This window comes from Thauera humireducens (genome assembly GCF_001051995.2).
GTDB lineage: Bacteria > Pseudomonadota > Gammaproteobacteria > Burkholderiales > Rhodocyclaceae > Thauera > Thauera humireducens.
Genome location: NZ_CP014646.1, coordinates 283,815 through 309,669, shown reverse-complemented (window position 1 = coordinate 309,669; position 25,855 = coordinate 283,815). Strand labels below are relative to the sequence as shown.

The following is a 25,855-nucleotide window of genomic DNA, read 5'->3' as shown; positions in this document are numbered from 1 at the left end:
CGATTTTCAATCTCCCATACTGTCACTCCATGAGCATCACGACGGATCGCCGAGCCCCATCGAGGGACCGGTCGATCAGTGGTCACCGCCCTCAGGAGGACAGCAATGCATCTCACCCCGCAACAGCTCGCGGCCCGCTGGCAGATCAGCGAGAAGACCCTGGAGCGCTGGCGCCGCCGGGGTACTGGACCGCGCTTCCTGCGCGTCGTCGGCCGCGTGCTGTATCCGCTCGAAGCCGTCCAGGCGTGCGAAGCCCAGGGGCTCGTCGCGCGGACGCATCAGGAGGCCCGTTCGTGAGCGGCCCCGCTTCCCCCTCTCGTCGTCGCGTACGGTACTTCAAGCGCGAGGTACAACGCGCGCTGGCCAACGGGGGTATGCCGCGGTTCCTGGATGCGCTCTTTGGCGTCGGCGCCTGGACCTACGACCCCGTCGAGAAACTCTGGATCGTGCCCGATCGCAACGCATCCGGACCGGGGCGCGAGTATTACTGCATCCAGATTACCGGCGACTGGTTCAAGGCGCGGCTCTCCGACGAGGAGTGCTCATGACCGTCCCGAGCGCACAGCCGATCCGCTTCACCGTGTTTCACGCGCAGCAACCGCGGCGGCTATCGAAGGCCTTTCGCCTCGCCGCTGACGGCACGCTGACCTGTGAGTCGGGTGGCGTGTTGGTCAGCGGACGGGCGCAGCAAGTGGCGGTGACGCGCCTGGCCGAGCTCGCCTCGGTCCTGACTGCACTCACCCCTGCCAACGCCGCAGCCTTCGGCATCACCCGATTCGCAACCGTTCGCATCGTCCCCAAGCGCGAGGCCCATCACCCGAATCTCATCCATCGCCCTTCCGAGCAGCCGATCGTCTCTCGCACCCGCGAACACTTTGACTGGCCTGCCAGCCCGGGCCTGATGATGCTCGATTACGACCCTGCCCCCGGCTGCGAAGCACTCGCCCCGCAGGCGTGGCGCGAGGTCCTGTACGCCGTGTGGCCGCAACTGCAACTCGCGCCCCACCTGTGGCGTCCTTCGGCGTCGTCGTGCATCGAGAACATCGAGACGGGCGAAGTCCTGCGCGGGACCACGGGTCAACGCCTCTACATCGTCGTCGCCGACGCGACCGACATCCCCCGCGCTGGCCAGGTGCTGGTCGATCGACTGTGGCTCGCGGGTCACGGCCGCTTCGATGTCTCGCGCTCGGGCGCCTTGCTCGAACGCACCGTCGTCGATGCAGCCGTGTGGCAACCCGAACGGCTGGACTTCTGCGGCGGTGCGCAGTGCGAACCGCCCCTGGTGCAGCGCCTGTGTGATCCGGTGATCTTCAACGATGACGCATCGCCGATCGATACGGTCGCCACCCTGGCCGAGCTCAGCGCTGCCGAGCAAGCCCAACTCGCAGCGCGCAAGCACGCCCTGCAACAGGAGCCCGATCTTCAGAATGAAGTGAGCCTTGCCCATGCAGCCTGGGTCGAGGAACGTCTAACGAGCTGGCAGAGCCGCCATCCGGAAGCGGATGTCGAGAGCGGTCGCAAGCTTCTACTGCGCGCGGTGCGCGACAAGCGCCTGATGGGCGACTTCGATCTTGTGCTCGATGACGGCGAGCGCGTCAGTGTCGGCGCGATGCTCGACGATCCGGAGCGCTATCACAACCGCCGCTGCGCCGATCCGCTGGAGCCCGACTACCAGCGCGATGCGCGCATCGCGTGGATCAACCTGCGCAATGCCGGTCGCCCCTATATCTATAGTCACGCACACGGCGGCACGCGCTACACCCTACACCGTCCTGCGCGCACCCTGCGCCTGGTCGGCGGCGAGTTGCACCGGTTGGTGCGCAGCGTGCTCGACCTGATGCGGCTCGACGGTACTGTGTTCGATCGTGGCGGCGAGCTCGTGCATGTGAGTGCGCGCGGCGCGGTCTATCCGGTGACCGCCGAATGGCTGACCGTGCATCTGAGCGCGCTGATCAACTTCGAGCGGCTGAGCCAGCGAGCCCGCAACTGGTACGCCGTCGACTGCCCGCTGGATCTGGCCAAGCGCGTGCTGGCGATGCGCGGCAGCTACGGGCTCCCCAAGCTGCGGGCGGTGCTGACCGCGCCGGTCCTGACCCTCGATGCCCGCGTGCTCGATCGCGACGGTCATGACCCACAAACCGGGCTGCTGCTGATCCTGAACGAGCCCGAGCAGCCCGCGATCCCCTTGCACCCGAGCGTCGAGCAACTGCGCGCAGCCATCGACGCGCTCTGGTTTCCGTTCAAGGACTTTCCGTTCGTCGGGCCGATCGATCGCGGGGTGATGCTCGCAGCCCTGCTCACCGCCACGCTGCGTGCGGTGCTGCCGACCGCGCCGGGGTTTCTCTTTACTGCACCGAGCGCGGGCAGCGGCAAGTCGCTGCTGGCGACCTGCCTGTCGATTCTGGCCGGCGCGGATCCGGCCTCGCTGATGCCCCCCACCTTGGAGGAAGAAGAACTGCGCAAGCGGCTGTTGGCCGCGCTACGCGAAGGCAAACCGGCACTCATCTTCGACAACATCGCTGGCCAGCTCGATAGCGCCGCGCTGTGCGCCTACCTGACCGCACGCGAATACGGCGACCGCGTGCTGGGGGCCTCGGTGACGATCTCGGTGCCGGCAACCGGGCTGTTTCTGGCCACGGGCAACAACGTCGCGCTGGTCGGCGACCTCAATCGCCGCCTGCTCGCCTGTCGCATCGATCCGCACAGCGACAAGCCCTACCGCCGCGCCTTTGCCCTCGACCCGGAGCGCTATGTACGCGAGCACCGCCAGACGCTCGTGCGTCACGCGCTGGTCCTCGTGTGCGGCTATCTCAGCACGGGCACACCGATCACACCCGATCGGACTGCCAGCTTCGAGGACTGGTCGGACCTGGTCCGCCAGACGGTGCTCTGGGTGGGCCAGGCGGGACTGCTCGATGTTGCTGATCCGTGCGACGCCATCGACTCCTCCTACGAGGAGGATCCAGAGACGCGCAAGCTCGGCAGCCTGCTGAGTTGCTGGCACGCCCTCTTCGGCGACAAGCCGAAGTCGGTGGCTGAGGCGATCACGCTCGCGACCGACCCGGTGGTCAGCGGCCGCATCCCCGCGGACAGCGACCGGGGGCGGCTGCAGGACGTGCTGATGGAGATCGCCGGCGAACACGGGCGCATCAACTCGCGACGCTTGGGGCGCTGGATCGAGCGCATGGCCGGGCGGATCTGCGAGGGGCTTCGCATCGAGCGGGGTGGACGCGCACACGGCGTCTCGAAGTGGCAAGTGAAGCCGACCGTAGGGGGGTTTGGTGCAGAAGGTGGGTTTGCCACGCCTTACGCGAGCGATTTCGCAGTTGCCAAACATAGAGAGGAAGGGGGAATAACCCCCCCTACGCCACCAAACCCCCCGCTCCATTCATCGGCCCCGACGACCGAGGGTTCTGCGCGGCCGAACGCCCGGCGCGCGGGGGATGCGTGCGCCGGCACGCCTGCCCGGCCCGTTTTCGACTTGACCCCCAACGCCACGCCGCGCGGCGCAGAGCGCGGCATTCGCTACGGAGACCCGCGTGAGTAATCACAACCTCCACCCCGTCTGGAGCAAGGCCCTCGGGCTGAACCCCCAACCTGCGGCCGAGACGCCGCAACCGGCTACCACCGCCGTCGCCCCATCGGCGGCGTCGGACGGTTGGCACGTCATCCGTGCGCTCAATCCACGTCCCGGCGCCCCCGTCACGATCAGGAAGCAGCTCGGGCCGCAGATCTGGGTCAGCACGACCGTTCGCCCCGGTGACCCCCGCTACCCCGCTGACTTGCAAGCCTGAAACCTCACCCCCCTGGAGCCATCATGAATCTGATTTCTCAACTCAAAACCGCCTCCAAGAAGACGGCCAAGCCCGCCGCGCCGGCCACCGAACCGCCCGCGCCGACCGTGCCAGACGTGCCTGCGGTGCCGGCCAGTCCCGCCGACGACATTCGAGATCTGGATGCGCTGGCGGCCATGCTGCAGCAACTGCAAGCGCGCAACCAGCAGTACCAAACCGCGATCAACGCGCTGATTGCCGCCCGTCGCGTCGTCAATGGTTGGGACCCCAAGCCCGAGCCGGAGCTGATCTGGTCGGTACGCCGCGAGGTGCTCGAAGCCATGGGGGACCGTGAGGCCTTGGCGCAGTTCGACCAAGAGCATGCAGAGAAGATCGCTGCTGAGCAGGCAGAGCGCCGGGCCGCTGCCCAACTCGTACTGGAGGCGCCGGCACGCGCGAAGGCCCTGGAGGGGTACATCGTCGACCTTGCCGCCGAGATGGCCCGCGACGTCGATGAGGTCTTCATCCACGAGGAGATGAAGCGCGTATTCCAGCCCAGCGCAGAACGGATGCTGACGGCGGCACGTGCCTTCGTTCAGGCCTGGCAGGAGATGAGGACCGTCGAGTCGACGCTGAAAGGCTCCCTGCGTCTGGCCCATTACAGCATTCAGGGTGACCGCAACACGGGTTACGACATGACCCTGATCGGCAAGCCCAACCAGGGGGATCTGCTGCCCAACCTGATCGAGGGGCTCGCGTTCTCGGATCTGGCCGATCTGAACCGGCAGTACCACGGACTGGACGACGCGTTGGCACGGCAGATCTCGCAGCGCCTGAAGGAATACGGCATTTCACCCGGAGTGCTGTACGTCTATCACCCCGGCGCTGCGAGTGACGAGCGCCCGATCTACGCACCCGATCCGAATCCGCCGAGCAAGCGCCCGCAGGAGATCCCTTTCGCTGCGGCGACCGTGGTCACGATCCACAACTGACGGCGTTCCAAACTCGCCGGGCAGAGCCTGGTTTGACTTGGCTTCTGCTCGGCACAGCGCGTTCATGGAGGTCCGCAAACCACTCTCGGAGAAAGCAATGAGCACCCACCAAGCCCTGCGCGTACAGGTCACCGACACCAACCACCGTCCCCGCGGCGTGATGACCATCCAAGCCGACTTCGATCACATCGGCCCCTATCGCGTGGTGCACGACGGGCGCACGTACTGGTTCACCGGCAAATCCGGCACGCACTGCGCCAGCGGCGTGGCCACGCGCGAGATGGCAACCGCCAACGAGGAGCGCCTGTGGATCACGCTGGGCGGCACCGCCGTGTGGGAGGACTGAGATCATGACGGATCCGCAACACACCATCGCGGCGCAGTTGGCGGCCCTGCCCTCCATGCGGATGACGGAGCTCTGGGCACTGTGGGATCAGCACTTCCCGCGGCGGCCCAGCCACCACAATCGCAACTACGTCGAGTCGCGCCTGGCGTACCGCATCCAGGAACAGGCCTACGGGGCGCTGCCGACCAACGTGCGCAAGATGCTGGTCGAGGCCGGCGCCAAGCACTCCAAGATCAAGACCCACGTCGGGCGCGGCACGCAGACGCTGCTGATGCCCGGCACGACGCTGATCCGCGAATGGGAGGAGCGCGAGTATCGCGTGACGGTCACCCCGGAGGGGCTCTACGCCCTCGATGGTCACCTCTTCAAGAGCCTGTCGGCGGCGGCACGCCACATCACGGGCACGCGTTGGAATGGGCCGAAGTTCTTCGGCCTGCGCGACTGCAAGGGGAGTGAGCAATGAATGCGCCCCTGCAGGTTCCACCGAGACGCTGCGCGGTGTATTGCCGCGTTTCCAGCGACGAACGACTGGACCAGTCCTTCAACTCCATCGATGCGCAGAAGGAAGCGGGCCACGCCTTCATCAAGAGCCAGGGCCATGAGGGCTGGATTGCCGTTACCGACGACTACGACGACGGCGGTTACTCCGGCGGCAACATGGAGCGGCCCGCCCTGCGTCGCCTGATGGCCGATATCCAAGTGGGCAAGATCGACATCATCGTCGTCTACAAGATCGACCGCCTCAGTCGCTCGCTGGCCGATTTCGCGCGGATGGTCGATGTCTTCGATCGCCACCGCGTCAGCTTCAGCGCCGTCACCCAGCAGATCAACTCGGCGACCTCGATGGGCCGCCTGATGCTCAACGTCCTGCTCTCCTTCGCACAGTTCGAGCGCGAGGTCACCAGCGAGCGGATCCGGGACAAGATCGCGGCGAGCAAGGCCAAGGGGATGTGGATGGGCGGACCGCTGCCACTCGGTTACGACGTCCGCGACCGGATGCTGGTGGTGAACGAGACCGAGGCGGCCTTGGTGCGCCGCATCTTCGGGGACTTCGTCGCGATGCGTTCGGCCACGCTGATGGTCAAGGCCTACGCTTCGGAAGGCGTGGTAACCAAGCGTGGGAAGTCCTTCACCAAGCAGACGATCTACAAGATGCTGAACAACCGGGTGTACCTCGGAGAGATCGTTCACAAAGGGCAGAGCTTCACCGGCCAGCACCCAGCCATCATCACGCCGGCACAGTGGGACGCGGTGCATGCGCTGATCGCCACCGACGGCGTCGAGCGGCGGCGCGAGACCAATGCCCGGATGCGCGAGCCAGTGCTGCTGCGCGGACTGCTGTTCACGCCCGATGGCGAACGGCTGGTGCCCAGTTACACGGTCAAGCGGGACAAGACCTATCGCTACTACACCCCGGTCAAGCACCGTCGGTTCGGCTCTTGGGCCAGCCAACATGGCTCCTTGCCCGCTGGACCGATAGAGGCGCTGGTCGTCGAACAGATCGTTGCCGCACTGTCAGCGCCGCACGTGGTGCAGTCGGTGTGGGATCGGATTCGGGAAACCCACCCGGAGATGTCCGAAGCCGAGGTGGTGCTGCCCATGCGCCGGCTGGCCACGATGTGGCCGCAGTTGTTCCCCGCCGAGCAGTGCCGGCTGGCGCAACTGCTCATCGAGCGGGTGGTAATCGCCGACGGCGGCTTGGAGGTCTTCTGGCGGGATCAAGGCTGGCCGGACTTGGCGGCCGAGTTGGCGCCCGGAACCATCGGTGCCGAGTTGCAGGAACTGGAGGCATCCCTATGAAACCCAGGATCACGACGACGGGTGCCCCGATCGCCCGCGAGCGCCGCAACGGTGGGGAGGTCAAGCTGTCGACCTTCATCCCGTTGAAGATTCGCAAGCGTGGCGCCCGCAGGGTGGTGGTGCGGCCAGATGGGGACGTCGCCACACCGGGCACGGCAGACATCCAGCACGACGCGCCCTTGATGGTGGCGCTGACCCGGGCCTTCTACTGGCAGCAGTTACTCGACGACGGCGTGCTCGGCAGCGGCAATGAGATCGCCAAGCGCGAGGGCCTGCACCACTCCACGGTCAACGAACTGCTCCGGCTGACGCTGCTGGAGCCCGCTATCATCCAGCGCATCCTGGCCGGGAAACAGCCCCGGTGCATGAGCCTGCTGTGGTTCCAGCACAACCCGCTGCCGCGTGACTGGATAGCGCAGCGGGAGGTGCTCGCAGGGTTCGATGCTTGAGATCAGGCCATCACGATCCGGGTATGCACCTCGACCTTGAGCGCGCGCTTGATGGCGGCAAATACGGCCGAAATGTTGCTCATGGTCGGGTTGCCCGACCTTGACAACATGCGGTGCAGGCTCTTGGCAGGTTTGTGAATCTCCTCGGCCAGCGCCTCGAAACCCACCGTGGCGTTGACCAGGTCACGCAGGATCAGCTTGGCCGACTCCGGTTCGCCGTTGACGAACAGGGTGATGGCCTCGTCCAGAAGCGCCTGCGCAAAGGCTGGATCGCTTTGCACACGCGCGGCCACGGTCTCTTTGAAGTCACGGGTCAGTGCCATCTCACTTCGCTCCCTTGGAGGTTGATGCTTTGCGGCGCTTGTAGTCTTCCCACAGCGCCACAGCCTGCTCGATGTCCTGCTGCTGGCGCTTCTTGGTGCCGCCACCGATCAGGATGATGATCTTCAGACCGTCCTTGGCCAGGTAGATGCGCAACCCCGGCCCCCAGTCGATCTTGTACTCACCAATGCCACGAAACCACTCGACGTTGGACAGGTTGCCCTGCTCCATCCGGCTTACGGCCACCCGCACCTTGGCAGCAGCAACGGCCTCCAGCGACCCGAACCACTGCGCAAAGGGGCTGTCGCCATCGTCCAGCAGTAGTTCTTTGATCTGGTAGCTCATGGACTTGATGGTAACGTATAGGTTCCCGTCAAGCCAGCATGGCGGTTTGAACGTCCGACCGATAGCCTTGGTTGACGATGAACTGCCGCGCGTAAGTCTCTGATTCTTCGAGGCCGCGCCTTGCGCCTACCCGCAGGACAAACGGAGAAAAGAGACGGCGCTGGCCGAGAAAGTAGCCCGTTGCAGGCGTTTCGGCGCTCGAGCACCCGCAGGACGGGTCGTCGGAACCCCGCGCCACGCGGGGGTCTCACCAAAAGGAAAGGGCCCGGAGAAAATCCGAGCCCTTGCATATGGTGGACCGAAAGGGGATCGAACCCTCGACCTCCGCATTGCGAACGCGGCGCTCTCCCAGCTGAGCTATCGGCCCTGAAAGAGCGCGAATTATAGTGAGCCGGCGCGCGAAAGGGAAGCCCCTTTCCGCTTCGGCGCAGCCATGATCAACCTCAATCGTCCTCCGCGCCGGAGCCCACCGCGGCGCGCCCGAGGCGGTCGGCCACGGCGGCCCAGCCGGGCCCGCCCGGCAGGGCTTCGATGAGGATGAAGTCGGCGTCGAGGGCGTCCGCGGCGCGCAGGTTGGCGTAGAGCTCGTGCGCGTAGGCGGCGGGATCGGCCGGCATCGCCTGCCAGATGAGGCGGGCGTCGTGCGGATTGGGCGTGGCGTGCGCAAGCACGGCGACGCGGCTACCCTCGCCCGCCAGCGTGGCGGCCTCGTCGGCGAGCAGCGCGGGCTCGACCAGGCGCAGCGGCGTGCGCGGGGCGTAATGCGCCGCCAGCGCGCCCGAGACGCGCGGCGCTGGTGCGGCAGCGCCTTCGGTGGCCGCTGCGGGCTCGGTTTCGCCGCGCACGCGCGGACGGCGACCGATGACGCGGGCAATGTCGTCGGGCGTGATCGCGCCGGGGCGCAGGATCTCCGGCACATCGCGCGAGAAGTCGAGGATGGTCGATTCGATGCCGACCGCGCACGCGCCGCCGTCGACGATCATCGCCACGCGCTCGCCCAGTTCCTCCTGGACATGCACGGCGGAGGTCGGGCTGATGCGGCCGAAGCGATTCGCGCTGGGCGCAGCGATGCCGGAATCGAACACCTGCAACATGGCCAGCGCGATGGAATGCGAAGGCACACGCAGGCCGACCGTGTCCTGGCCGCCGGTGACCTCAAGGGGCACCTCGGGCGTGCGCTTCAGGATCAGTGTCAGCGGGCCGGGCCAGAAGGCGCGCGCGAGCGCGATGGCGTCCTTGGGGATGCTGGCCGCCCAGCGTGGCAGGTGGTCGGCCGAGGGCAGATGGACGATGAGCGGATGATCGGCCGGCCGCCCCTTTGCGGCAAAGATCTTGCGGACCGCTTCTGGGTTCAGCGCATCGGCGGCGAGGCCATACACCGTTTCGGTCGGCATGCCGACGATGTCGCCGGCGCGCAGCAGATCGGCCGCCTCGCGGATGGCGACCAGTGTGGGCGGTTCGATGCGGCCGCGCGGCTTGATCCCGGTGTCGCTCATCGCCGTGCGCTCACGCGTCGCGGATGCCGATCGCGGCACGCGCAGCCAGCGCGTGCTCCAGCACCGCGGCAGCATCGTCGCCAGTCACCACGAAGTGGCCCATCTTGCGACCCGGGCGGGCGTGATGCTTGCCGTACAGGTGCAGCCGCAGCCCGGGCACGGCGTGCAGCAGCGACCAGTCCGGCTCGCGGTAGGCGCCGTGACCCTTTCCGTCCTCGTACCACAGTTCGCCGAGCAGATTGACCATGACCGCGGCGGAATGCTGGCGCGGCGTGGGCAGCGGCAGGCCGCACAGCGCCCTCACCTGCTGTTCGTACTGGCTGACGTCGCAGGCGTCGATGGTGTGATGACCGCTGTTGTGCGGACGCGGCGCCATCTCGTTGACGAACAGCTCGCCGCGGCAGACGAAGAACTCCACGCCCAGCGTGCCGACGTAGCCGAGCTTGTCGGCGATGCGCTCGGCAATCTCCTGCGCGTTGTCCCTCAGACAGGCCGAAGCCTGCGCCGGCGCGATGGTGACGTCGAGGATGCCGTTGCGGTGACGGTTCTCGCCGGTCGGGAAACAGCGCACGTTACCCGCCTCGTCGCGCGCCAGCACCACGGACACCTCGTAGTCCAGCGTCAGCATCTTCTCCAGCACGCAGGGCTCGCCCTTGAAGTGCTGGAAGGCGGCCACCGCCTCGTCGCGGTCGGCGACGCGGGCCTGACCCTTGCCGTCGTAGCCGAAGCGCGCCACCTTGAGCACGGCCGGGAACAGGCCGGCGTTGGCGTTGCGCACGTCGTCCTCGCTGCGGATGGCGGCGAAGGGACCGTGCGGCAGGCCGTTGTCGGCGAGGAAGCTCTTCTCCGCGATGCGGTTCTGACATACCGCGACCGCGCTCGCCGCCGGATGCACCGGGATGAACTTGGCGAGGTAGTCGAGCGTGTCTGCAGGGACGTTCTCGAACTCGGTCGTCACTGCGGCACATCCGTTGCCCAGCGTATCGAGCGCGGCGTAGTCGTCGTAGGCAGCAACCAGGTGGCGGTCGGCGATCAGGCCGGCGGGGCTGTGCGGGTCGGGATCGAGCACCCAGACCTTGTAGCCCATCTCGTGTGCGGCCGAAACGAAAAAGCGGCCGAGCTGGCCGCCGCCGAGCATGCCAAGGGTGGCAGGCGGGAGGATCATGATGCGACTCTCAATCCAGGGTCATGTCGAGCACCGCCTGGGTCTGGCGGGCACGGAAGTCGGCGAGCTTTTGCGCCAGCGCAGCATCCTCGGTGGCCAGCAGCGCCACCGCGAACAGGCCGGCATTGGCCGCGCCCGCCTCGCCGATGGCGAAGGTGGCGACCGGAATGCCCTTGGGCATCTGCACGATGGACAGCAGCGAATCCTGCCCCGACAGCGCCTTGGACTGCACCGGCACCCCCAGCACCGGCAGCGTGGTCTTGGCCGCGACCATGCCCGGCAGATGCGCCGCGCCGCCCGCGCCGGCGATGATGGCCTTGAGCCCGCGGCCGCGCGCGGCCTCGGCGTACTCGAACATCAGATCGGGCGTGCGGTGGGCGGAGACGACCTTGGCCTCGAAGGGCACGCCGAAGTCTTCCAGCATCTTCGCGGCCGCCTTCATCGTGGGCCAGTCGGAGTTGGAGCCCATGATGATGCCGACGACGGGTTTGGTTTCGCTCATCTCGCTGTCCTTACTTGCCGCAGGCGCGCGCCGCGCGCTCGGCGGAAATCACGGTGTTCTCGAGCAGCATGGTGATGGTCATCGGCCCCACGCCACCCGGCACCGGGGTGATGGCGCCGGCCACGGCCTTGGCCGATTCGAAATCCACGTCACCGCACAGCTTGCCGGCGTCGGGGCCATCCTGCAGCCGGTTGATGCCCACGTCGATGACGGTGGCGCCCGGCTTGACCATGTCACCGGTGACGAAGCGCGGCTTGCCGATGGCCGCCACCAGGATGTCGGCGCGGCGGGTATGGAAGGCCAGGTCCTTCGTCTTCGAATGGCACACGGTGACGGTGGCACCGGCGTTCGTCAGCAGCATCGCCATCGGCTTGCCGACGATGTTCGAGCGGCCGATCACCACGGCCTCGGCGCCCTGCACCGGCGTGCCGGTGCTCTCGAGCATCTTCATGACGCCATGCGGCGTGCAGGGAATGAAGGCTTCACGGCCCTGCGACAGGCGACCGACGTTCTCGGCGTGGAAGCCGTCGACGTCCTTCTTGATGTCGATGGCCTCGAGCACCGCGGTTTCGTCGAGGTGCTTCGGCAGCGGCAACTGCACCAGAATGCCGTGCACCGCGGGGTCGGCGTTGAGCTCGGCGAGCCTAGCCATCACCTCGTCCTGGGTGGCGCTTTCCGGATAGTCGAAGCGCAGCGAGCGGATGCCCGCCTTCTCGCAACCGGCGACCTTGTTGCGCACGTAGACCGCCGACGCCGGATCCCCACCGACCAGGATGACCGCCAGGCAGGGTTGCACTCCACGCGCCGTCAATGCTGCGGCGCGCCCAGCGATTTCGCCACGGACCTGCGCGGAAAGCGCGTTGCCGTCGATGATGCGAGCGGTCATCGGTAGAGCCTCGAAAAAGCGCACGATTTTACAGCAAGGCGCCCCGGCAGCGTACTGCCCTGATTCATCGCCCCGGCTCGCGGGAGCGCGCCCTCGTCGCGGGCACGTGACCTAGTCGCGCCTGGGTGCGGCCAGCGACGGGCACTTCAGGCCGACGGCAGCGATCACGCCACCCGGTCCCATCTCGCGCACGGTCAACACGAAAGCGCCCGCCACCAGGCGATCACCGACCACTGCCGGACGCCCCAGCCTGCGCCGCATCATGTCGCGTACCGACATGCGAAGCTCGTCGTCCTCCAGGCTCAGGCCGTAGGTCAGCGCCAGATCACCTGCGAGCGCCGACGGATCGACCACGAACTCGCCGAAGAAGCTGGCATTGGCCGTCAGTTCGTCGCCGCTGCTGGTGAAGAGGCGCGCGATCTCCCCCGACACCTCGTCCGGCGCCACCAGCCACAGCGAATCCCCCGGCAGCATGCGCGTGTTGAGCCCCATTCGCTGCAGCTTGCCACGACGCACCAGGGCCACGCAGCGCACGCTGATGCCGCCCGCTTCGGCGGCGACATCGTCGGGGTGGCGACCTTCCGCGCGCGAACCCGCCTCGACGCGATACTCCAGCAGATCGAGCGCGGCCTTGTCCCCCACCCACACTTCGCGCATATCGACGGGTTCGGGCCGCGGCGGCACATCGACCTTGAGCCAGCGCGCCGCCACCGGCACCGTCGCGCCCTGCACCAGCAGCGACAGCAACACGACCGCGAAGGCCACGTTGAACAGCAGGTCCGAGTCGGGCACCCCCATCATCACCGGAAAGATCGCCAGCGTGACCGGCACCGCACCCCGCAGCCCCACCCAGCTGACGTAGGCCAGCTCGTTGCGCTTGTAGTTGAACGGCCACAGGCCGATGGCCACCGCGATCGGGCGGGCCACCAGCGTCAGGAAGACCGCCATTGCCATCGCCTCCCACGCATGGGCCAGCATGTTGGTCGGCGACACCAGCAGGCCCAGTACGACGAACATCACCGCCTGCGACAGCCAGGCCAGTCCATCCATCACGCGCAACACATGCTCGGTGGCATGGCTGCGGCGGTTGCCGACCACGACGCCGGCCAGGTAGACCGCGAGGAAGCCACTGCCATTCAGGAGGTTGGTTGCAGCGAAGATGAGCAGCCCGCCCGACAGGATCAGCAGCGCATACAGGCCTTCGGCCAGGCTCAGCCTGGCCATCAGGCGCGACAGCACCCATCCGGCGATGAGACCGATCAGCGCCCCCAGCCCCATCTGGCTCACCAGCATCCAGGCAACGCCGGCCGCGCTCGCCTTCTCGGGGTGCAGCAGCATCTCGACCAGCGCAACCACCAGCAGGATCGCCATCGGGTCGTTGGCGCCCGACTCGATCTCCAGCGTCGCCTGCACGCGCTCGTTGAGCTTCACCCCGCTGTTGCGCAGCAGCGCGAACACCGCCGCGGCGTCGGTCGAGCCGACGATGGCCGCCAGCAGCATGCCCAGCCGCCAGTCAACGTCCAGCAGCCAGGTCGCGAAGATGCCGAGCAGGCCGGCCGTACCGATCACGCCCCAGGTTGCCAGCACCGCCGCGGGTTTCAGCGCCACGCGAAAGCTCGCCACCCGCGTGCGCAGACCACCGTCGAGCAGGATCACCGCCAGCGCCAGCTGGCTGATCAGGGTCGCGATGAAATAGTCGTTGAAGACGATGCCGCCCGGCCCGTCCTCGCCCGCCAGCATGCCGACGCCGAGAAAGAGCAGCAGCAGCGGCAGGCCAAGCCGGGCCGAGATGGTGCTGGCCAGCACGCTGATGAACAGCAGCAGGCCCACAAGGAGAAAGAGTGCGTTGATTCCGGTCATTGCCGGAAATTATCACACTGCACGATTCCCGGAATCGATCCAATCAAGCGAACCCATTCCGGGAAAAACGGCATCGGAATCGGCAGGGCACGGACGCCCGAGGGGGGCTACCTGAGCAGCGCGCCCGGCTCCACGGTCACCACGTGCTGCACCAGTTCGGCCAGCGAATTGGCGCCCATCTTCTCCATGACGCGCGCGCGATGCACCTCGACGGTCTTGATGCTGATGCCAAGCACGTCGGCGATCTGCTTGTTGAGCTTGCCGACGATGATGAGATCGAGCACCTCGCGCTCGCGCTGGGTGAGATGCTCCAGCCGGCGTGCGGTATCGGCCTCCAGCCGCCGCTTGTCGCGATTCTCGCGCTCGAGCTGCAGGCACTGCTCGATCAGGCGCAGCATGTCGCGCTCGCTGAACGGTTTCTCGATGAAATCCACCGCCCCCTTCTTCAGCGCCGACACGGCCATCGGCACGTCGCCATGGCCGGTGATGAAGACCACCGGCAGGCTGCAGCGGCGGCGCCCCAGCTCCTCGAACAGTTCCAGCCCGCTCATGCCCGGCATGCGCACATCCAGCACCACGCACCCCGCCATGTCGGGGCGGCACACGGCCAGAAAGGCCTCGGCGGAGTCGTATGCGGCCACGTGGTAGCCATTGCCCTCGAGCATCCAGGTCATGGAGTCGCGCAGGGCTTCGTCGTCATCGACGACATGGATGGTCTGATCAGGCGCTGCGGGCAACTCGCTCACTGGCAAACTCCGTCGGCAAGGTAAACGAGAATATGGTACCCCCTTCGGGGTTCTCGTCGACGATCAGTCGCCCATCGTGGAACTCGATGATCGAGCGGCAGATGTTGAGCCCCATGCCCATGCCTTCGGTCTTGGTCGTGTAGAAGGGCGTGAACAGGCGCTGGCGCCCCTCCTCGCTGATGCCATGGCCGCGGTCGATCACCGCCACTTCCACCGCATCGTCGCCGAAGCTGCGTGCGCGCACGACCAGCAGCCGCTGCTCGGGCAGCGTCTCGGCCATGGCGTCGAGGCCGTTGCGGATCAGGTTCAGCAAGACCTGCTCGATCATGATGCGATCGGCGAACACCGGCGGCAGCTCGGGCTCGACGTCGGCCACCAGCTTGATGCCGGTGCGGCGGGCGTCGATGTCGGCGAAGCCCAGCGCGTCGTCGAGGATGTCGGTGAGCCTGACGGCACTGCGGCGCGGCTCGCTCTTCTTCACGAACTCCCGCACGCGGCGGATGATCTTGCCGGCACGATCAGCCTGGAAGCTGGCTTTCTGCATCGCCGCCAGGACGTCCTCGGGTTTCCACTTGCCGCTCTGCATGCGCGTCACGCACCCCGCGCAGTAGTTGGCGATGGCCGACAGCGGCTGGTTGAGTTCATGTGCCAGGGTGGAGGCCATCTCGCCCATCGTGATCAGGCGCGAGGTGCGCTGCAGGCGCTCTTCCTGCTGACGCGACACCTCGGCCGTCTGCTTGCGGTCGGTGATGTCGGTGGCGATGCCCATGCGCACCACGCGCCCATCGACCCAGCGCGTAGCCTGCTCGCGCACGTGGTACCAGCGGCCCGACAGCGGGTGCTGCAGTTCGCCGTCGAAGAGTTCGCGCGGCAGGTCGGCCGGCGCCAGACCGCGCGGGTCGACACGGTAGTCGCCGCGTTCGGGCTGGGGCACGGCCACACCCCGCACCGTTCGTCCGACGGCATCGAAACCGTGGATGCGCTTGAAGGCGCGGTTGGCGAACAGGATCTCGTCGGTCCGCGCATCGGCCACGAACACCGCGGCGTCCAGCCCGTCCAGCACGGCCTCGAAGCGCTCGTGCGCCGCCTCCAGCGCCGCGCGCACGCGCTTGGGTTCGGTGATGTCGGTGATGGACGCCATCCAGCCGGTCTGGCGACCGCTGGTGTCGATCAGCGGCGACAGGTAGAAGCGTGCATCGAAGCACTCGCCGTTCTTGCGCTGGATGCGCATCTCGAAACCGCTCGCCGGCGCCTGCCCGGTCAGCGTGAGATGCAGGTTGCGCTCGCACACCGCCCGCGTCTCCTGCGGCCAGTAGGGGAAGGGCGCGGTCATGCCGACCAGCTCGTCCTCGCTCCAGCCCACCATGCGGCAGAACGCGGAGTTCACATAGACGATGCGGCCAGTCAGGTCGATGACGCGCAGGCCGGTGAGCACCGAATCCTCCATCGCCTTGCGGAAGGCGGACTCGGCGCGCAGCGCCTCCTCGGCGGCCTTGCGTCCGGTGATGTCGTGGGCGACCGCATACACGAGACGCTCCTCGCGCACCGGGTTGATGCTCCACACCAGCCACTTGTAGCTGCCGTCGACACAGCGGCAGCGGTTCTCGAACTTCACCGGCTCACCGCCCGCCAGGCGGCGCAGCTCCTCGAGCGTCGCCCCCACGTCCTCGGCATGCACGAAATCGATCAGTGACTGGCCGGGCAGGCTGTCGGGGGCATGACCCAGGATGCGCTCGAAGGCCGGATTGCAGCGGCGGAACGTGCCGTCGATGCCGACCACGCACAGCATGTCGAGCGACAGGTTGAACAGCCGGTCGCGCTCCTTCTCCACCTGCACGCGCCGCATCACGTGGATGCGCAGCGACCACAGGCTCCACAGCACCAGTACCGACAGGCCAAGGATCAGTACCGCCGGCAGCGCCTTGGGCAGGTCGCCGCCAGTGCGCAGCGCGGTAGCGCGCAGGGCGAGTCCGTTGCCGGGCGGATCGAGCGCGAGCTCGAAGGACAGCGACTCGTCGATGGCCTGCAGCGTCGAGCTGACCGCCAGCACCTCGCCGCGTGCGCTGCGCAGCGCCAGGCGGTACTTGTCCGCGAACCAGGCCGGCACCAGGTGGCGCACCATGCGTTCGACCGAATAGGCGCCCACCACCGCGCCGCGGAACTCGCCGCCGCGCAGCACCGGGGTGTAGACCTCCAGCACCGTGTCGCCGCGCGCCGTGCGGTAGGCGTCGCCATAGGCAAGCCGGCCGGAAGTGCGCGCCCGTTCGATGAGGCGGATCTGCTCGCCGGCCAGCGCTTCGCCGCTGAGCCAGTCGGTGGTGTCGAACGGCGCGGTCCAGCGCACGATCTGGTCCGCCCCCACCCAGGCGATGTTCGCCAGTTCGCTGTTGTTGGCGATGTGCTGGTTGGCCCGCAGCTGAAAGCCGTCGTGATCCAGCGCGTCGGCAGCGACATCGCGCGCGAGCTGGCCAAGGAACTCCTCCGTGCCCAGCATCTGCCGGCGCATGGTCTGCTCGGCCCATTGCAGGTCGCGCACGATGGCGCCGCGCTCGGTCTCGAGTTCGCGCTGCTGCAGCAGCCAGACCAGGGCCAGCATGCTCAGGGCGAAGAACACCACCGCCACATAAGGGGCGGCCCAATACCAGCGCGGCGGACTGCCGCGCGCGGACGCAGGTTCGGACATGGGAAAATGACGGCCAGTCAGGTCGCTGATGTGGATTGATGACGCGGCGCAATATCGGGCCACCGATTGTCGGCGAGCCCCTGTCCGCCCGTCATCCGGTTTAACCCGTACGCCGCCAGTCGGGTTTTCGCCAATATTTCAGCGCCCTTGCCAACCCCTACAGTCGAACCATGATGCCTTCCGCCACCCGGCGCCGCGTGCTTGCCGCCCTTCCCCTTCTCGCCGCCTGCGCACTCGGCGGACGCGCGGTTTCGGTCCGCGCCGCCGACATCGAGCCCATCCGCATCGGCGTCTGCGGCCCCTTCACCGGCGGCTCGAGCCCGATGGGGATCTCGATGCGCGAAGGCATCCGCATTGCAGCCAGCCAGATCAACGCCGCCGGTGGGCTGCTCGACCGCCCGATACAGTTGATCGAACGCGACGACGAGGCGCGCAACGAGCGCGGGGCGCAGATCGCACAGGAGCTGATCCAGCGCGAGGGCATCGTCGCCGCGCTCGGCATCGTCAACACCGGCGTCGCGCTGGCCAGCCAGCGCCACTATCAACTGGCGCGCATCCCGATGATCACTTCGGTGGCCACCGGCACCCTGATCACGCGCCAGTTCCTGCCCCCCGAGTTCGCCGACAACTACATCTTCCGCGTGTCCGCCAACGACAGCGTGCAGGCCCAGGTGATCGTGGACGAGGCGGTGACGCGCCGCGGCCTGCAACGGCTCGCCATTTTTCACGACGCCACCAACTACGGCGTGCTGGGCAGCGAGGATCTCATCGAGGCCTTGCGGCGGAGCCGGATCTCGCCCGTAGCGGTCGAGCGCTTCCAGCTGCGTCAGGCCGACATGACCGCGCCGCTGCAACACGCGCGCGATGCCGGCGCCGAGGCCGTGCTCACCTACGGCATCGGCCCGGAGCTCGCGCAGATCGCCAACACGCTGGCACGACTCAACTGGCGCGTGCCGATCATCGGCAGCTGGACCCTGGCGATGTCCAACTTCATCGACAACGCCGGCCCCAATGCAGAAGGCGCACGCATGCCGCAGACCTTCATCCCCGACCCGGCCACCCCCGCCGCGCGCAATTTCCTCGACGCCTGGCAGCGTGCGACCGGCACCCAGCGCATTCCCGTCCCCCCTGCCGCCGCACAGGGGTATGATTCTGCGCTTCTGCTCGCGGCGGCCATCCGCCAGGCGAACAGCCTCGAGGGTGACCGCATTCGCGCAGCGCTCGAGGATCTGCGCGAACCGGTGAGAGGCGTCATCATGACCTATGCGCGTCCCTACTTGCGCGACCAGCACGAGACGCTCACTTCGCCTCATCAGATCCACGTCGGCGAAGTGCGCAACGGCCAGGTCGTGTTTGCCTACGAGGCCGACCGCCAGCGCGCGATGTGGCCATGAACGGCCCTGGTTTCCACGTTTGCCTGATCGGCCGGGGGACTCTCCCTCCCTCCCTCGCCCCCGGCCGATCCTTTTCCCAAGTCCTGACCCTGCCCAAACGACGGCGCCCTCATCCATGTGAGCGCGCCGTTTCTGTTCCATTCCACGGCGCCGCCGCGAACGCCCCGTTGCGCCGTCCGCGTGCACCTCCCTGATTTAGATATTGCACATAGCGAAAAGGCGTTTTATAGTTCGAAAAATCAGCCATCCGGTTGTCGGGAGGGCTGCGTCCGTACCAAACAGTGTCCTGCCCACCAGGCAGGGTTCGCCAACCGAACGTCATGAGGAGACAAACCATGACCGGAATCAGCAACGTTCTCCCGCAAACCGACACGGATGCGCAGGAAACGAAGGAATGGATCGAAGCACTCGCGGCCGTCGTCGAACACGAAGGCCCGCAGCGTGCCCACTACCTGATCGAGACCCTGATCGCGACCGCCCGCCAGGAAGGGGTGAACATCCCCTACTCGGCCACCACCGAGTACATCAACACGATTCCGGCCGAACAGCAGCCGCCCTACCCCGGCGACGCTGACATGGAAATCAAGCTGCACTCCTACATCCGCTGGAACGCGATGGCGATGGTGGTGCGCGCGAACAAGAACACCAACGTCGGCGGCCACATCGCCTCGTTCGCCTCGGCGGCTGCCCTGTACGACGTCGGCTTCTCGCACTTCTGGCACGCGCCCTCCGAGCAGCACGACGGCGACATGATCTATTTCCAGGGCCACTCGGTGCCTGGCGTCTATGCCCGCGCCTTCATGCTGGGCCGCCTGACCGAAGCGCAGATGGACAACTTCCGCCAGGAAGTGGGCGGCAAGGGCATCTCGTCCTACCCGCACCCCTGGCTGATGCCCGACTTCTGGCAGTTCCCCACCGTGTCGATGGGCCTGGGCCCGCTGTGCGCCATCTACCAGGCGCGCTTCATGAAGTACATGGCCAGCCGCGGCATGATCGACGCCGCCCGCGCCGAGAAGCGCAAGGTGTGGGCCTTCCTCGGTGACGGCGAGACCGACGAGGTCGAATCGCTGGGCGCCATCGGCATGGCCGCGCGCGAAAAGCTCGACAACCTGGTCTTCGTCATCAACTGCAACCTGCAGCGCCTGGACGGCCCGGTGCGCGGCAACGGCAAGATCATCCAGGAGCTCGAGTCCGAGTTCCGCGGCGCGGGCTGGAACGTCATCAAGGTCATCTGGGGTACGGCCTGGGACGCGCTGTTCGCTCGCGACAAGAAGGGCATCCTCAAGCGCCGCATGATGGAAGCCTGCGACGGCGAGTACCAGACCTTCAAGGCCAAGGACGGCGCCTATGTGCGCGAGCACTTCTTCAACACGCCCGAACTCAAGGCGCTGGTGGCCGACTGGACCGACGACCAGGTGTGGCAGCTCAACCGCGGCGGCCACGACCTGTTCAAGATCTTCGCCGCCTACAAGGCCGCCTCCGAGCACAAGGGCCAGCCCACGCTGATCCTCGCCAAGACGATCAAGGGCTTCGGCATGGGTCAGGCCGGCGAGGCGATGAACATCTCGCACCAGCAGAAGAAGATGGATGTCGACGCGATCCGCCGCTTCCGCGACCGCTTCGGCCTGCCGGTGCCGGACGACAAGCTGGAGGATCTGCCCTACCTGAAGTTCGAGGAAGGCTCGGCCGAATACAAGTACATGATGCAGCGCCGCATGGACCTGGGCGGCTTCCTGCCGCAGCGCCGCACCAAGGCCGAGCCGCTGGCCGTGCCCGCGCTGGACGCCTTTGCCGCGCTGCTCAAGGCCTCGGGCGAGGGTCGCGAGCTGTCGACGACGATGGCCATCGTGCGCATCATGAACACGCTGCTGAAGGACAAGCAGATCGGCAAGCACATCGTGCCGATCGTGCCGGACGAGAGCCGCACCTTCGGCATGGAAGGCATGTTCCGCCAGTACGGCATCTGGAACCAGGAAGGCCAGAAGTACGTACCGGAAGACCATGACCAGCTCATGTTCTACAAGGAAAGCCAGACCGGCCAGGTGCTGCAGGAAGGCATCAACGAAGCCGGCGCGATGGCCGACTGGATCGCCGCCGGCACGGCCTACAGCGTGCATGGCGTGCAGATGGTGCCGTTCTACATCTTCTATTCGATGTTCGGCCTGCAGCGCACCATGGACCTGTGCTGGGCGGCAGCCGACCAGCGCACCCGTGGCTTCATGATCGGCGGCACCGCCGGCCGCACCACGCTGAACGGCGAAGGCCTGCAGCACGAGGACGGCCACAGCCTGCTGATGGCCAACATGATCCCGAACTGCGTCAGCTACGACCCGACCTTCCAGTACGAAGTCGCGGTGATCGTGCAGGACGGCATGCGCCGGATGTTCGCCGAGCAGGAGGACATCTACTACTACATCACGGTGATGAACGAGAACTACGAACATCCCGAGATGCCGGCCGGGGCCGAGAGCGACATCCTCAAGGGCCTGTACCTGTTCCGCAAGGGCGCCGAGGCCAAGGCCCCGCGCGTGCAGCTGATGGGCTCGGGCACGATCTTCCGCGAAGTGATCGCCGCCGCCGAACTGCTGAAGGCCGACTGGGGCGTCGAGGCCGACATCTGGGGCGCGCCCAGCTTCAACGAACTGGCCCGCAACGGCCACGACATCGAGCGCTGGAACCTGCTGCACCCGATGGAAGAGCCGAAGAAGACCCACGTGCAGCAGAAGCTGGCCGGCTTCGAAGGTCCGATCGTTGCCGCCACCGACTACATCCGCATGTTCCCCGAGCAGATCCGCTCGCAGCTCGACCGCACTTACGTCACGCTGGGCACCGACGGTTTCGGCCGCTCCGACACCCGCGAGCAGCTGCGCCACTTCTTCGAGGTGGATCGCCAATGGGTCACGCTGGCCGCACTGAAGGCGCTGGCCGATGACGGCGTGATCGGCCGCGACAAGGTCGCCGCGGCGATGGTCAAGTACAACCTCGACCCGGCCAAGCCGAACCCGATGTCGGTCTGAGCAGGCAAGGAGACAAGAACATGAGCCAACTCATTGAAGTGAAGGTTCCGGACATCGGCGACTTCGACGCCGTGCCGGTGATCGAGCTGTTCGTGAAGGTCGGCGACACCATCGCCGTCGATGACGCGATCGCGACGCTGGAATCGGACAAGGCGACGATGGACGTGCCCTCGTCCGCCGCCGGCGTGGTCAAGGAGATCCTGGTCGGCATCGGCGACAAGGTTGCCGAAGGCACCGTGCTGATCAAGGTCGAGGCGTCGGGTGCTGCCGCCGCAGCCCCGGCACCGGTCGCGGCCGCGCCTGCGCCAGCCACGGCGCCTGCGGTTGCCGCCGCAGCTGCCCCAGCGCCTGCCCCTGCGGCCCCGGCCGCCGCCGGTGGCGTGGTCGACGTGAAGGTGCCGGACATCGGCGACTTCGACGCCGTACCCGTCATCGAACTGTTCGTGAAGGTCGGCGACACCATCAAGGTGGATGACGCCATCGCCACGCTGGAATCGGACAAGGCCACGATGGACGTGCCCTCGTCGGCTGCTGGTGTGGTCAAGGAAGTGCTGGTCAAGGTCGGCGACAAGGTCGGCGAAGGCAGCGTGCTGCTGAAGGTCGAGACCGCAGGCGCCGCCGTTGCCGCCGTTCCGGTCGCCCCTGTTGCCGCCGCAGCAGCCCCGGCTGCCGCACCCTCGCCCGCCCCACTGGCCGACGGCAGCCCCGCTGCCAGCGCCCCGGCGGCGATGCCGGCTGCCGCGCCGTCCGCCGTCAAGGTCGGCGGCAAGGTGCACGCCAGCCCCTCGGTGCGCGCCTTCGCCCGCGAGCTGGGCGTCGATCTCGGTCAGGTCAGGGCCACCGGTCCGAAGGGTCGCATCCTCAAGGAAGACGTCGCCGCCTTCATCAAGGGCGCGATGACGACCGGCGTGGTCCCGGGCAAGACCCCGGCTGCGGCCGCCGGCGCAAGCCTGGGCGGAGGCCTTGATCTGTTGCCGTGGCCCAAGGTCGATTTCGCCAAGTTCGGCGAGGTCGAGGTCAAGCCGCTGTCGCGCATCAAGAAGATCTCCGGCCAGAACCTCGCCCGCAACTGGGTGATGATCCCGGCGGTGACCTACCACGAGGATGCCGACATCACCGACCTGGAAGCCTTCCGGGTGCAGATGAACAAGGAGTACGAGAAGTCGGGCAAGAAGCTCACCATGCTCGCCTTCATCATCAAGGCCTCGGTGCGTGCGCTGCAGGAGTTCCCCGAGTTCAACACCTCGCTCGACGGCGACAATCTGGTCTACAAGAAGTACTTCAACATCGCCTTCGCGGCCGACACCCCGAACGGCCTGGTCGTGCCGGTGGTGAAGGACGCCGACAAGAAGAGCGTGTTCGAGATCGCTTCTGAGACCGGCGCGCTGGCCAAAAAGGCGCGCGACGGCAAGCTCGGCCCGGCCGACATGTCCGGCGCCTGCTTCACGATCAGCTCGCTGGGCGGCATCGGTGGCACCTACTTCGCCCCGATCGTCAATGCGCCGGAAGTCGCCATCCTGGGCGTCAACAAGTCGGTGATGAAGCCGGTGTGGGACGGCAAGCAATTCGTGCCGCGCCTGACGCTGCCGATGTCGCTGACGGCGGACCACCGCGTCATCGACGGCGCGCTGGCCACCCGCTTCAACGTGTACCTCGCGCAACTGCTGGCGGATTTCCGCCGCGTGATGCTGTAAGGAGATCGCCATGAGCCTAGTTGAAGTGAAGGTTCCGGACATCGGCGATTTCGATTCCGTGCCGGTCATCGAGCTGTTCGTAAAGGTCGGCGACAGCATCAATGTAGACGACGCGATCTGCACGCTCGAATCCGACAAGGCGACGATGGACGTGCCGTCCTCGGCCGCCGGCGTGGTCAAGGAAGTGCTGGTCGCGGTCGGCGACAAGGTCGCCGAGGGCGCGGTGCTGCTGAAGGTCGAGTCAACGACTGCCTCGGCAGCGACCTCGGCAGAGGCGCCCGCCCCGACCACCGCGCCCGCGACTGCACCCGCCGCCGCTGCGCACGGCGGTAGCGCCGATGTCGAATACGACCTGGTCGTGCTCGGCGCCGGCCCCGGCGGCTACTCGGCGGCCTTCCGCGCCGCCGACCTCGGCCTCAAGACCGCGATCATCGAGCGTTATGCCAGCCTCGGCGGCGTGTGCCTGAACGTGGGCTGCATTCCGTCCAAGGCGCTGCTGCACGTCGCCGCGGTCATCGAGGAAGCCGAGCACGTCGACACCGCCGGCATCAAGTTCGCCAAGCCCACGGTGGACGTCGACGCGCTGCGCAAGCACAAGGACGGCGTCATCGGCAAGCTCACCGGCGGCCTGGCCGGCATGGCCAAGGCACGCAAGGTCGACGTCATCCGCGGCTACGGCCACTTCCTCGACCCGCATCATCTCGAGGTCGAGGAAACCACCGGCACCAGCCAGGACAAGACCGGCGCCAAGAAGGTGGTGAAGTTCAAGCAGTGCATCATCGCCGCGGGCTCCGCTGCGGTGCACCTGCCCTTCATTCCGAAGGACCCGCGCATCGTCGATTCCACCGGCGCGCTGGAGCTGCGTCAGGTGCCGGGCAAGATGCTGGTCATCGGCGGCGGCATCATCGGCCTGGAAATGGCCACGGTGTATTCCACGCTGGGCGCGCGCATCGACGTCGTCGAGATGATGGACGGCCTGATGCAGGGGCCGGACCGCGACGCGGTCAAGGTGTGGGAGAAGCAGAACGCCCACCGCTTCGACAACATCATGCTGAAGACAAAGACCGTCGCGGTCGAGGCCAAGGAAGACGGCCTGTGGGTGAAGTTCGAGGGCGACAAGGCGCCTGCCGAGCCCGTGCGCTACGACATGATCCTGCAGTCGGCCGGCCGCGCGCCCAACGGCAAGAAGATCGGCGCAGACAAGGCGGGCGTCATCGTCGGCGAGCGCGGCTTCATCCCGGTGGATGCGCAGATGCGCACCAACGTGCCGCACATCTTCGCCATCGGCGACATCGTCGGCCAGCCCATGCTCGCCCACAAGGCGGTACATGAGGCGCACGTCGCGGCCGAAGTCGCTGCGGGCCATAAGGCCGCTTTCGACGCCACCGTGATCCCGGGCGTGGCCTACACCCACCCCGAAGTGGCCTGGGTCGGCTACACCGAGGCGCAGGCCAAGGCCGAAGGCAAGAAGGTCGAGACCGCCAAGTTCCCGTGGGCGGCATCCGGCCGCGCCATCGCCAACGGCGCCGACTACGGCTTCACCAAGCTGATCTTCGACGCCGAAACGCACCGCGTCATCGGCGGCACCATCGTCGGCCCGTCGGCCGGCGACATGATCGGCGAGGTCTGCCTGGCGATCGAGATGGGCGCCGACGCGGTCGACATCGGCAAGACCATCCACCCGCACCCGACCCTGGGCGAGACGGTGGGCATGGCGGCCGAAGTGGCCCACGGCAGCTGCACCGACCTGCCGCCGATGCGCAAGAAGTAAACGCGAAGGCGGCAAGACATCGTCAGAAGAAACCCGCCGAAAGGCGGGTTTCCCTTTTTCAGCGGGTGGATTCCCGCCGCACGGCATCCATCACACGCCGGACGAAACCCGTCTTCGCCTTCGAATAAGCCACCCGGTCATCCGGATGCTTCTCGGCAATACGACGCTTCAGCGCGTCGTACTCGCGCGCTGTCTCGGGATGCGCGCGGAGGTAGTCGCGGAACAGCAGACGCTCCCATTCCGACGAGCGCGCTTCAAGACAATGGATATGGTGCGTGCGATGCCCCTCGGCGTCGCGCTTGATGAACCAGGCGTAGGCGATGCCCGGCAGGCCGCGCTCGGCATCGCGCCAGAAGAACTCGTAGCCAAGCGGGGTCAGGATCGGTGCGATGCGCTGCGCCACCACGGCCAGCGACGGAACCTCGGCCATCATGTCGATGATGGGCTTCGCCGCCAGCCCCGGCACCGCCGTGCTGCCGAAGTGCTCGATGCGACCGACCAGCTCCGACGGCAGCAGGCGGCGCAGTTCGGCCGCCTCGGCCTCGAAACTCGCTGGCCAGGCGGCGTCGTAGGGGACGATGTCGATGCGCTCACCCAAAGCTCGGGTCACGTGCG

Annotated in this window: 22 protein-coding genes and 1 tRNA gene; 12 read left to right on the top strand and 11 right to left on the bottom strand. The window is 67.1% G+C overall.

Features of this window, described 5'->3' with window-relative positions; all coding sequences use genetic code 11:
- Window positions 1-105: 105 nt before the first annotated feature.
- The 8 genes from AC731_RS01465 to AC731_RS01430 all read left to right on the top strand — a co-directional run bounded on the left by AC731_RS01465 (window position 106) and on the right by AC731_RS01430 (window position 7,360).
- Window positions 106-297: a helix-turn-helix transcriptional regulator gene (locus AC731_RS01465; RefSeq protein ID WP_048708813.1), complete on the top strand. Its 192-nt coding sequence runs from the start codon at window positions 106-108 to the stop codon at window positions 295-297.
- The gene (locus AC731_RS19735; protein WP_043746762.1) at window positions 294-548 is read left to right on the top strand and encodes a hypothetical protein; all 255 of its coding nucleotides are present in this window, start codon (window positions 294-296) and stop codon (window positions 546-548) included. Before AC731_RS01465 ends, AC731_RS19735 begins: the two co-directional genes overlap by 4 nt.
- Window positions 545-3,547: a hypothetical protein gene (locus AC731_RS01460; RefSeq protein ID WP_048708811.1), complete on the top strand. Its 3,003-nt coding sequence runs from the start codon at window positions 545-547 to the stop codon at window positions 3,545-3,547. The genes AC731_RS19735 and AC731_RS01460 overlap by 4 nt, the downstream gene beginning before the upstream one ends.
- A 270-nt stretch (window positions 3,548-3,817) precedes the next feature.
- Complete coding sequence (locus AC731_RS01450; RefSeq protein WP_082794219.1) at window positions 3,818-4,765, top strand: hypothetical protein; 948 nt, start codon at window positions 3,818-3,820, stop codon at window positions 4,763-4,765.
- Between the two features lie 97 nt (window positions 4,766-4,862).
- Window positions 4,863-5,111, top strand: a complete 249-nt coding sequence (locus AC731_RS01445) for a hypothetical protein (protein WP_048708808.1) — start codon at window positions 4,863-4,865, stop codon at window positions 5,109-5,111.
- Between the two features lie 4 nt (window positions 5,112-5,115).
- Window positions 5,116-5,574 carry a DUF2924 domain-containing protein gene (locus AC731_RS01440; RefSeq protein WP_048708807.1) on the top strand — a complete coding sequence of 153 codons (459 nt, stop codon included), beginning with the start codon at window positions 5,116-5,118 and terminating at the stop codon, window positions 5,572-5,574.
- On the top strand, window positions 5,571-6,911 hold the full coding sequence (locus AC731_RS01435; RefSeq protein WP_048708805.1) for a recombinase family protein: 1,341 nt from the start codon (window positions 5,571-5,573) through the stop codon (window positions 6,909-6,911). The genes AC731_RS01440 and AC731_RS01435 overlap by 4 nt, the downstream gene beginning before the upstream one ends.
- Window positions 6,908-7,360: a hypothetical protein gene (locus AC731_RS01430; RefSeq protein WP_048708803.1), complete on the top strand. Its 453-nt coding sequence runs from the start codon at window positions 6,908-6,910 to the stop codon at window positions 7,358-7,360. The genes AC731_RS01435 and AC731_RS01430 overlap by 4 nt, the downstream gene beginning before the upstream one ends.
- Window positions 7,361-7,362: 2 nt before the next feature.
- Here the strand turns inward: AC731_RS01430 and AC731_RS01425 are convergent, their stop codons facing one another.
- From AC731_RS01425 to AC731_RS01380, 10 genes are all read right to left on the bottom strand, one after another.
- On the bottom strand, window positions 7,363-7,683 hold the full coding sequence (locus tag AC731_RS01425; protein WP_048708802.1) for a helix-turn-helix domain-containing transcriptional regulator: 321 nt from the start codon (window positions 7,681-7,683) through the stop codon (window positions 7,363-7,365).
- A 1-nt stretch (window position 7,684) separates the two neighbouring features.
- Complete coding sequence (locus AC731_RS01420; protein WP_048708800.1) at window positions 7,685-8,026, bottom strand: type II toxin-antitoxin system RelE/ParE family toxin; 342 nt, start codon at window positions 8,024-8,026, stop codon at window positions 7,685-7,687.
- A gap of 291 nt (window positions 8,027-8,317) precedes the next feature.
- A tRNA-Ala gene (locus AC731_RS01415) sits at window positions 8,318-8,393 on the bottom strand.
- Between the two features lie 76 nt (window positions 8,394-8,469).
- Complete coding sequence (locus tag AC731_RS01410; protein WP_048710445.1) at window positions 8,470-9,522, bottom strand: L-threonylcarbamoyladenylate synthase; 1,053 nt, start codon at window positions 9,520-9,522, stop codon at window positions 8,470-8,472.
- Window positions 9,523-9,532: 10 nt separating this feature from the next.
- Window positions 9,533-10,687, bottom strand: coding sequence for a 5-(carboxyamino)imidazole ribonucleotide synthase (locus AC731_RS01405; RefSeq protein ID WP_048708798.1), 1,155 nt, complete (start codon window positions 10,685-10,687; stop codon window positions 9,533-9,535).
- 10 nt (window positions 10,688-10,697) lie between these two features.
- Complete coding sequence (purE, locus tag AC731_RS01400; RefSeq protein WP_004292454.1) at window positions 10,698-11,189, bottom strand: 5-(carboxyamino)imidazole ribonucleotide mutase; 492 nt, start codon at window positions 11,187-11,189, stop codon at window positions 10,698-10,700.
- 10 nt (window positions 11,190-11,199) lie between these two features.
- On the bottom strand, window positions 11,200-12,075 hold the full coding sequence (folD, locus tag AC731_RS01395; protein WP_004292452.1) for a bifunctional methylenetetrahydrofolate dehydrogenase/methenyltetrahydrofolate cyclohydrolase FolD: 876 nt from the start codon (window positions 12,073-12,075) through the stop codon (window positions 11,200-11,202).
- A 111-nt stretch (window positions 12,076-12,186) separates the two neighbouring features.
- Window positions 12,187-13,935, bottom strand: a complete 1,749-nt coding sequence (locus AC731_RS01390; protein ID WP_004292450.1) for a potassium/proton antiporter — start codon at window positions 13,933-13,935, stop codon at window positions 12,187-12,189.
- Between the two features lie 107 nt (window positions 13,936-14,042).
- Window positions 14,043-14,681 carry a response regulator transcription factor gene (locus AC731_RS01385; RefSeq protein ID WP_004292448.1) on the bottom strand — a complete coding sequence of 213 codons (639 nt, stop codon included), beginning with the start codon at window positions 14,679-14,681 and terminating at the stop codon, window positions 14,043-14,045.
- Window positions 14,656-17,364 carry a PAS domain S-box protein gene (locus AC731_RS01380; RefSeq protein WP_048708795.1) on the bottom strand — a complete coding sequence of 903 codons (2,709 nt, stop codon included), beginning with the start codon at window positions 17,362-17,364 and terminating at the stop codon, window positions 14,656-14,658. Before AC731_RS01380 ends, AC731_RS01385 begins: the two co-directional genes overlap by 26 nt.
- Before the next feature lie 170 nt (window positions 17,365-17,534).
- Between AC731_RS01380 and AC731_RS01375 the strand changes: the two genes are divergently transcribed.
- The 4 genes from AC731_RS01375 (at window position 17,535) to lpdA (ending at window position 25,240) form a co-directional block, all read left to right on the top strand.
- Window positions 17,535-18,758 carry an ABC transporter substrate-binding protein gene (locus tag AC731_RS01375; protein WP_038012474.1) on the top strand — a complete coding sequence of 408 codons (1,224 nt, stop codon included), beginning with the start codon at window positions 17,535-17,537 and terminating at the stop codon, window positions 18,756-18,758.
- A 335-nt stretch (window positions 18,759-19,093) separates the two neighbouring features.
- Window positions 19,094-21,775 carry a pyruvate dehydrogenase (acetyl-transferring), homodimeric type gene (gene aceE, locus AC731_RS01370; RefSeq protein WP_048708793.1) on the top strand — a complete coding sequence of 894 codons (2,682 nt, stop codon included), beginning with the start codon at window positions 19,094-19,096 and terminating at the stop codon, window positions 21,773-21,775.
- A gap of 20 nt (window positions 21,776-21,795) precedes the next feature.
- Entirely contained in the window at window positions 21,796-23,469 is a 1,674-nt protein-coding gene (gene aceF, locus AC731_RS01365) for a dihydrolipoyllysine-residue acetyltransferase (RefSeq protein ID WP_048708792.1), read from the top strand.
- Between the two features lie 10 nt (window positions 23,470-23,479).
- Complete coding sequence (gene lpdA / locus AC731_RS01360; protein ID WP_048708790.1) at window positions 23,480-25,240, top strand: dihydrolipoyl dehydrogenase; 1,761 nt, start codon at window positions 23,480-23,482, stop codon at window positions 25,238-25,240.
- Window positions 25,241-25,298: 58 nt separating this feature from the next.
- Here lpdA and AC731_RS01355 read toward each other — a convergent pair whose 3' ends face one another.
- Window positions 25,299-25,850, bottom strand: coding sequence for a GrpB family protein (locus AC731_RS01355; protein WP_237266582.1), 552 nt, complete (start codon window positions 25,848-25,850; stop codon window positions 25,299-25,301).
- Between the last annotated feature and the right edge of the window lie 5 nt (window positions 25,851-25,855).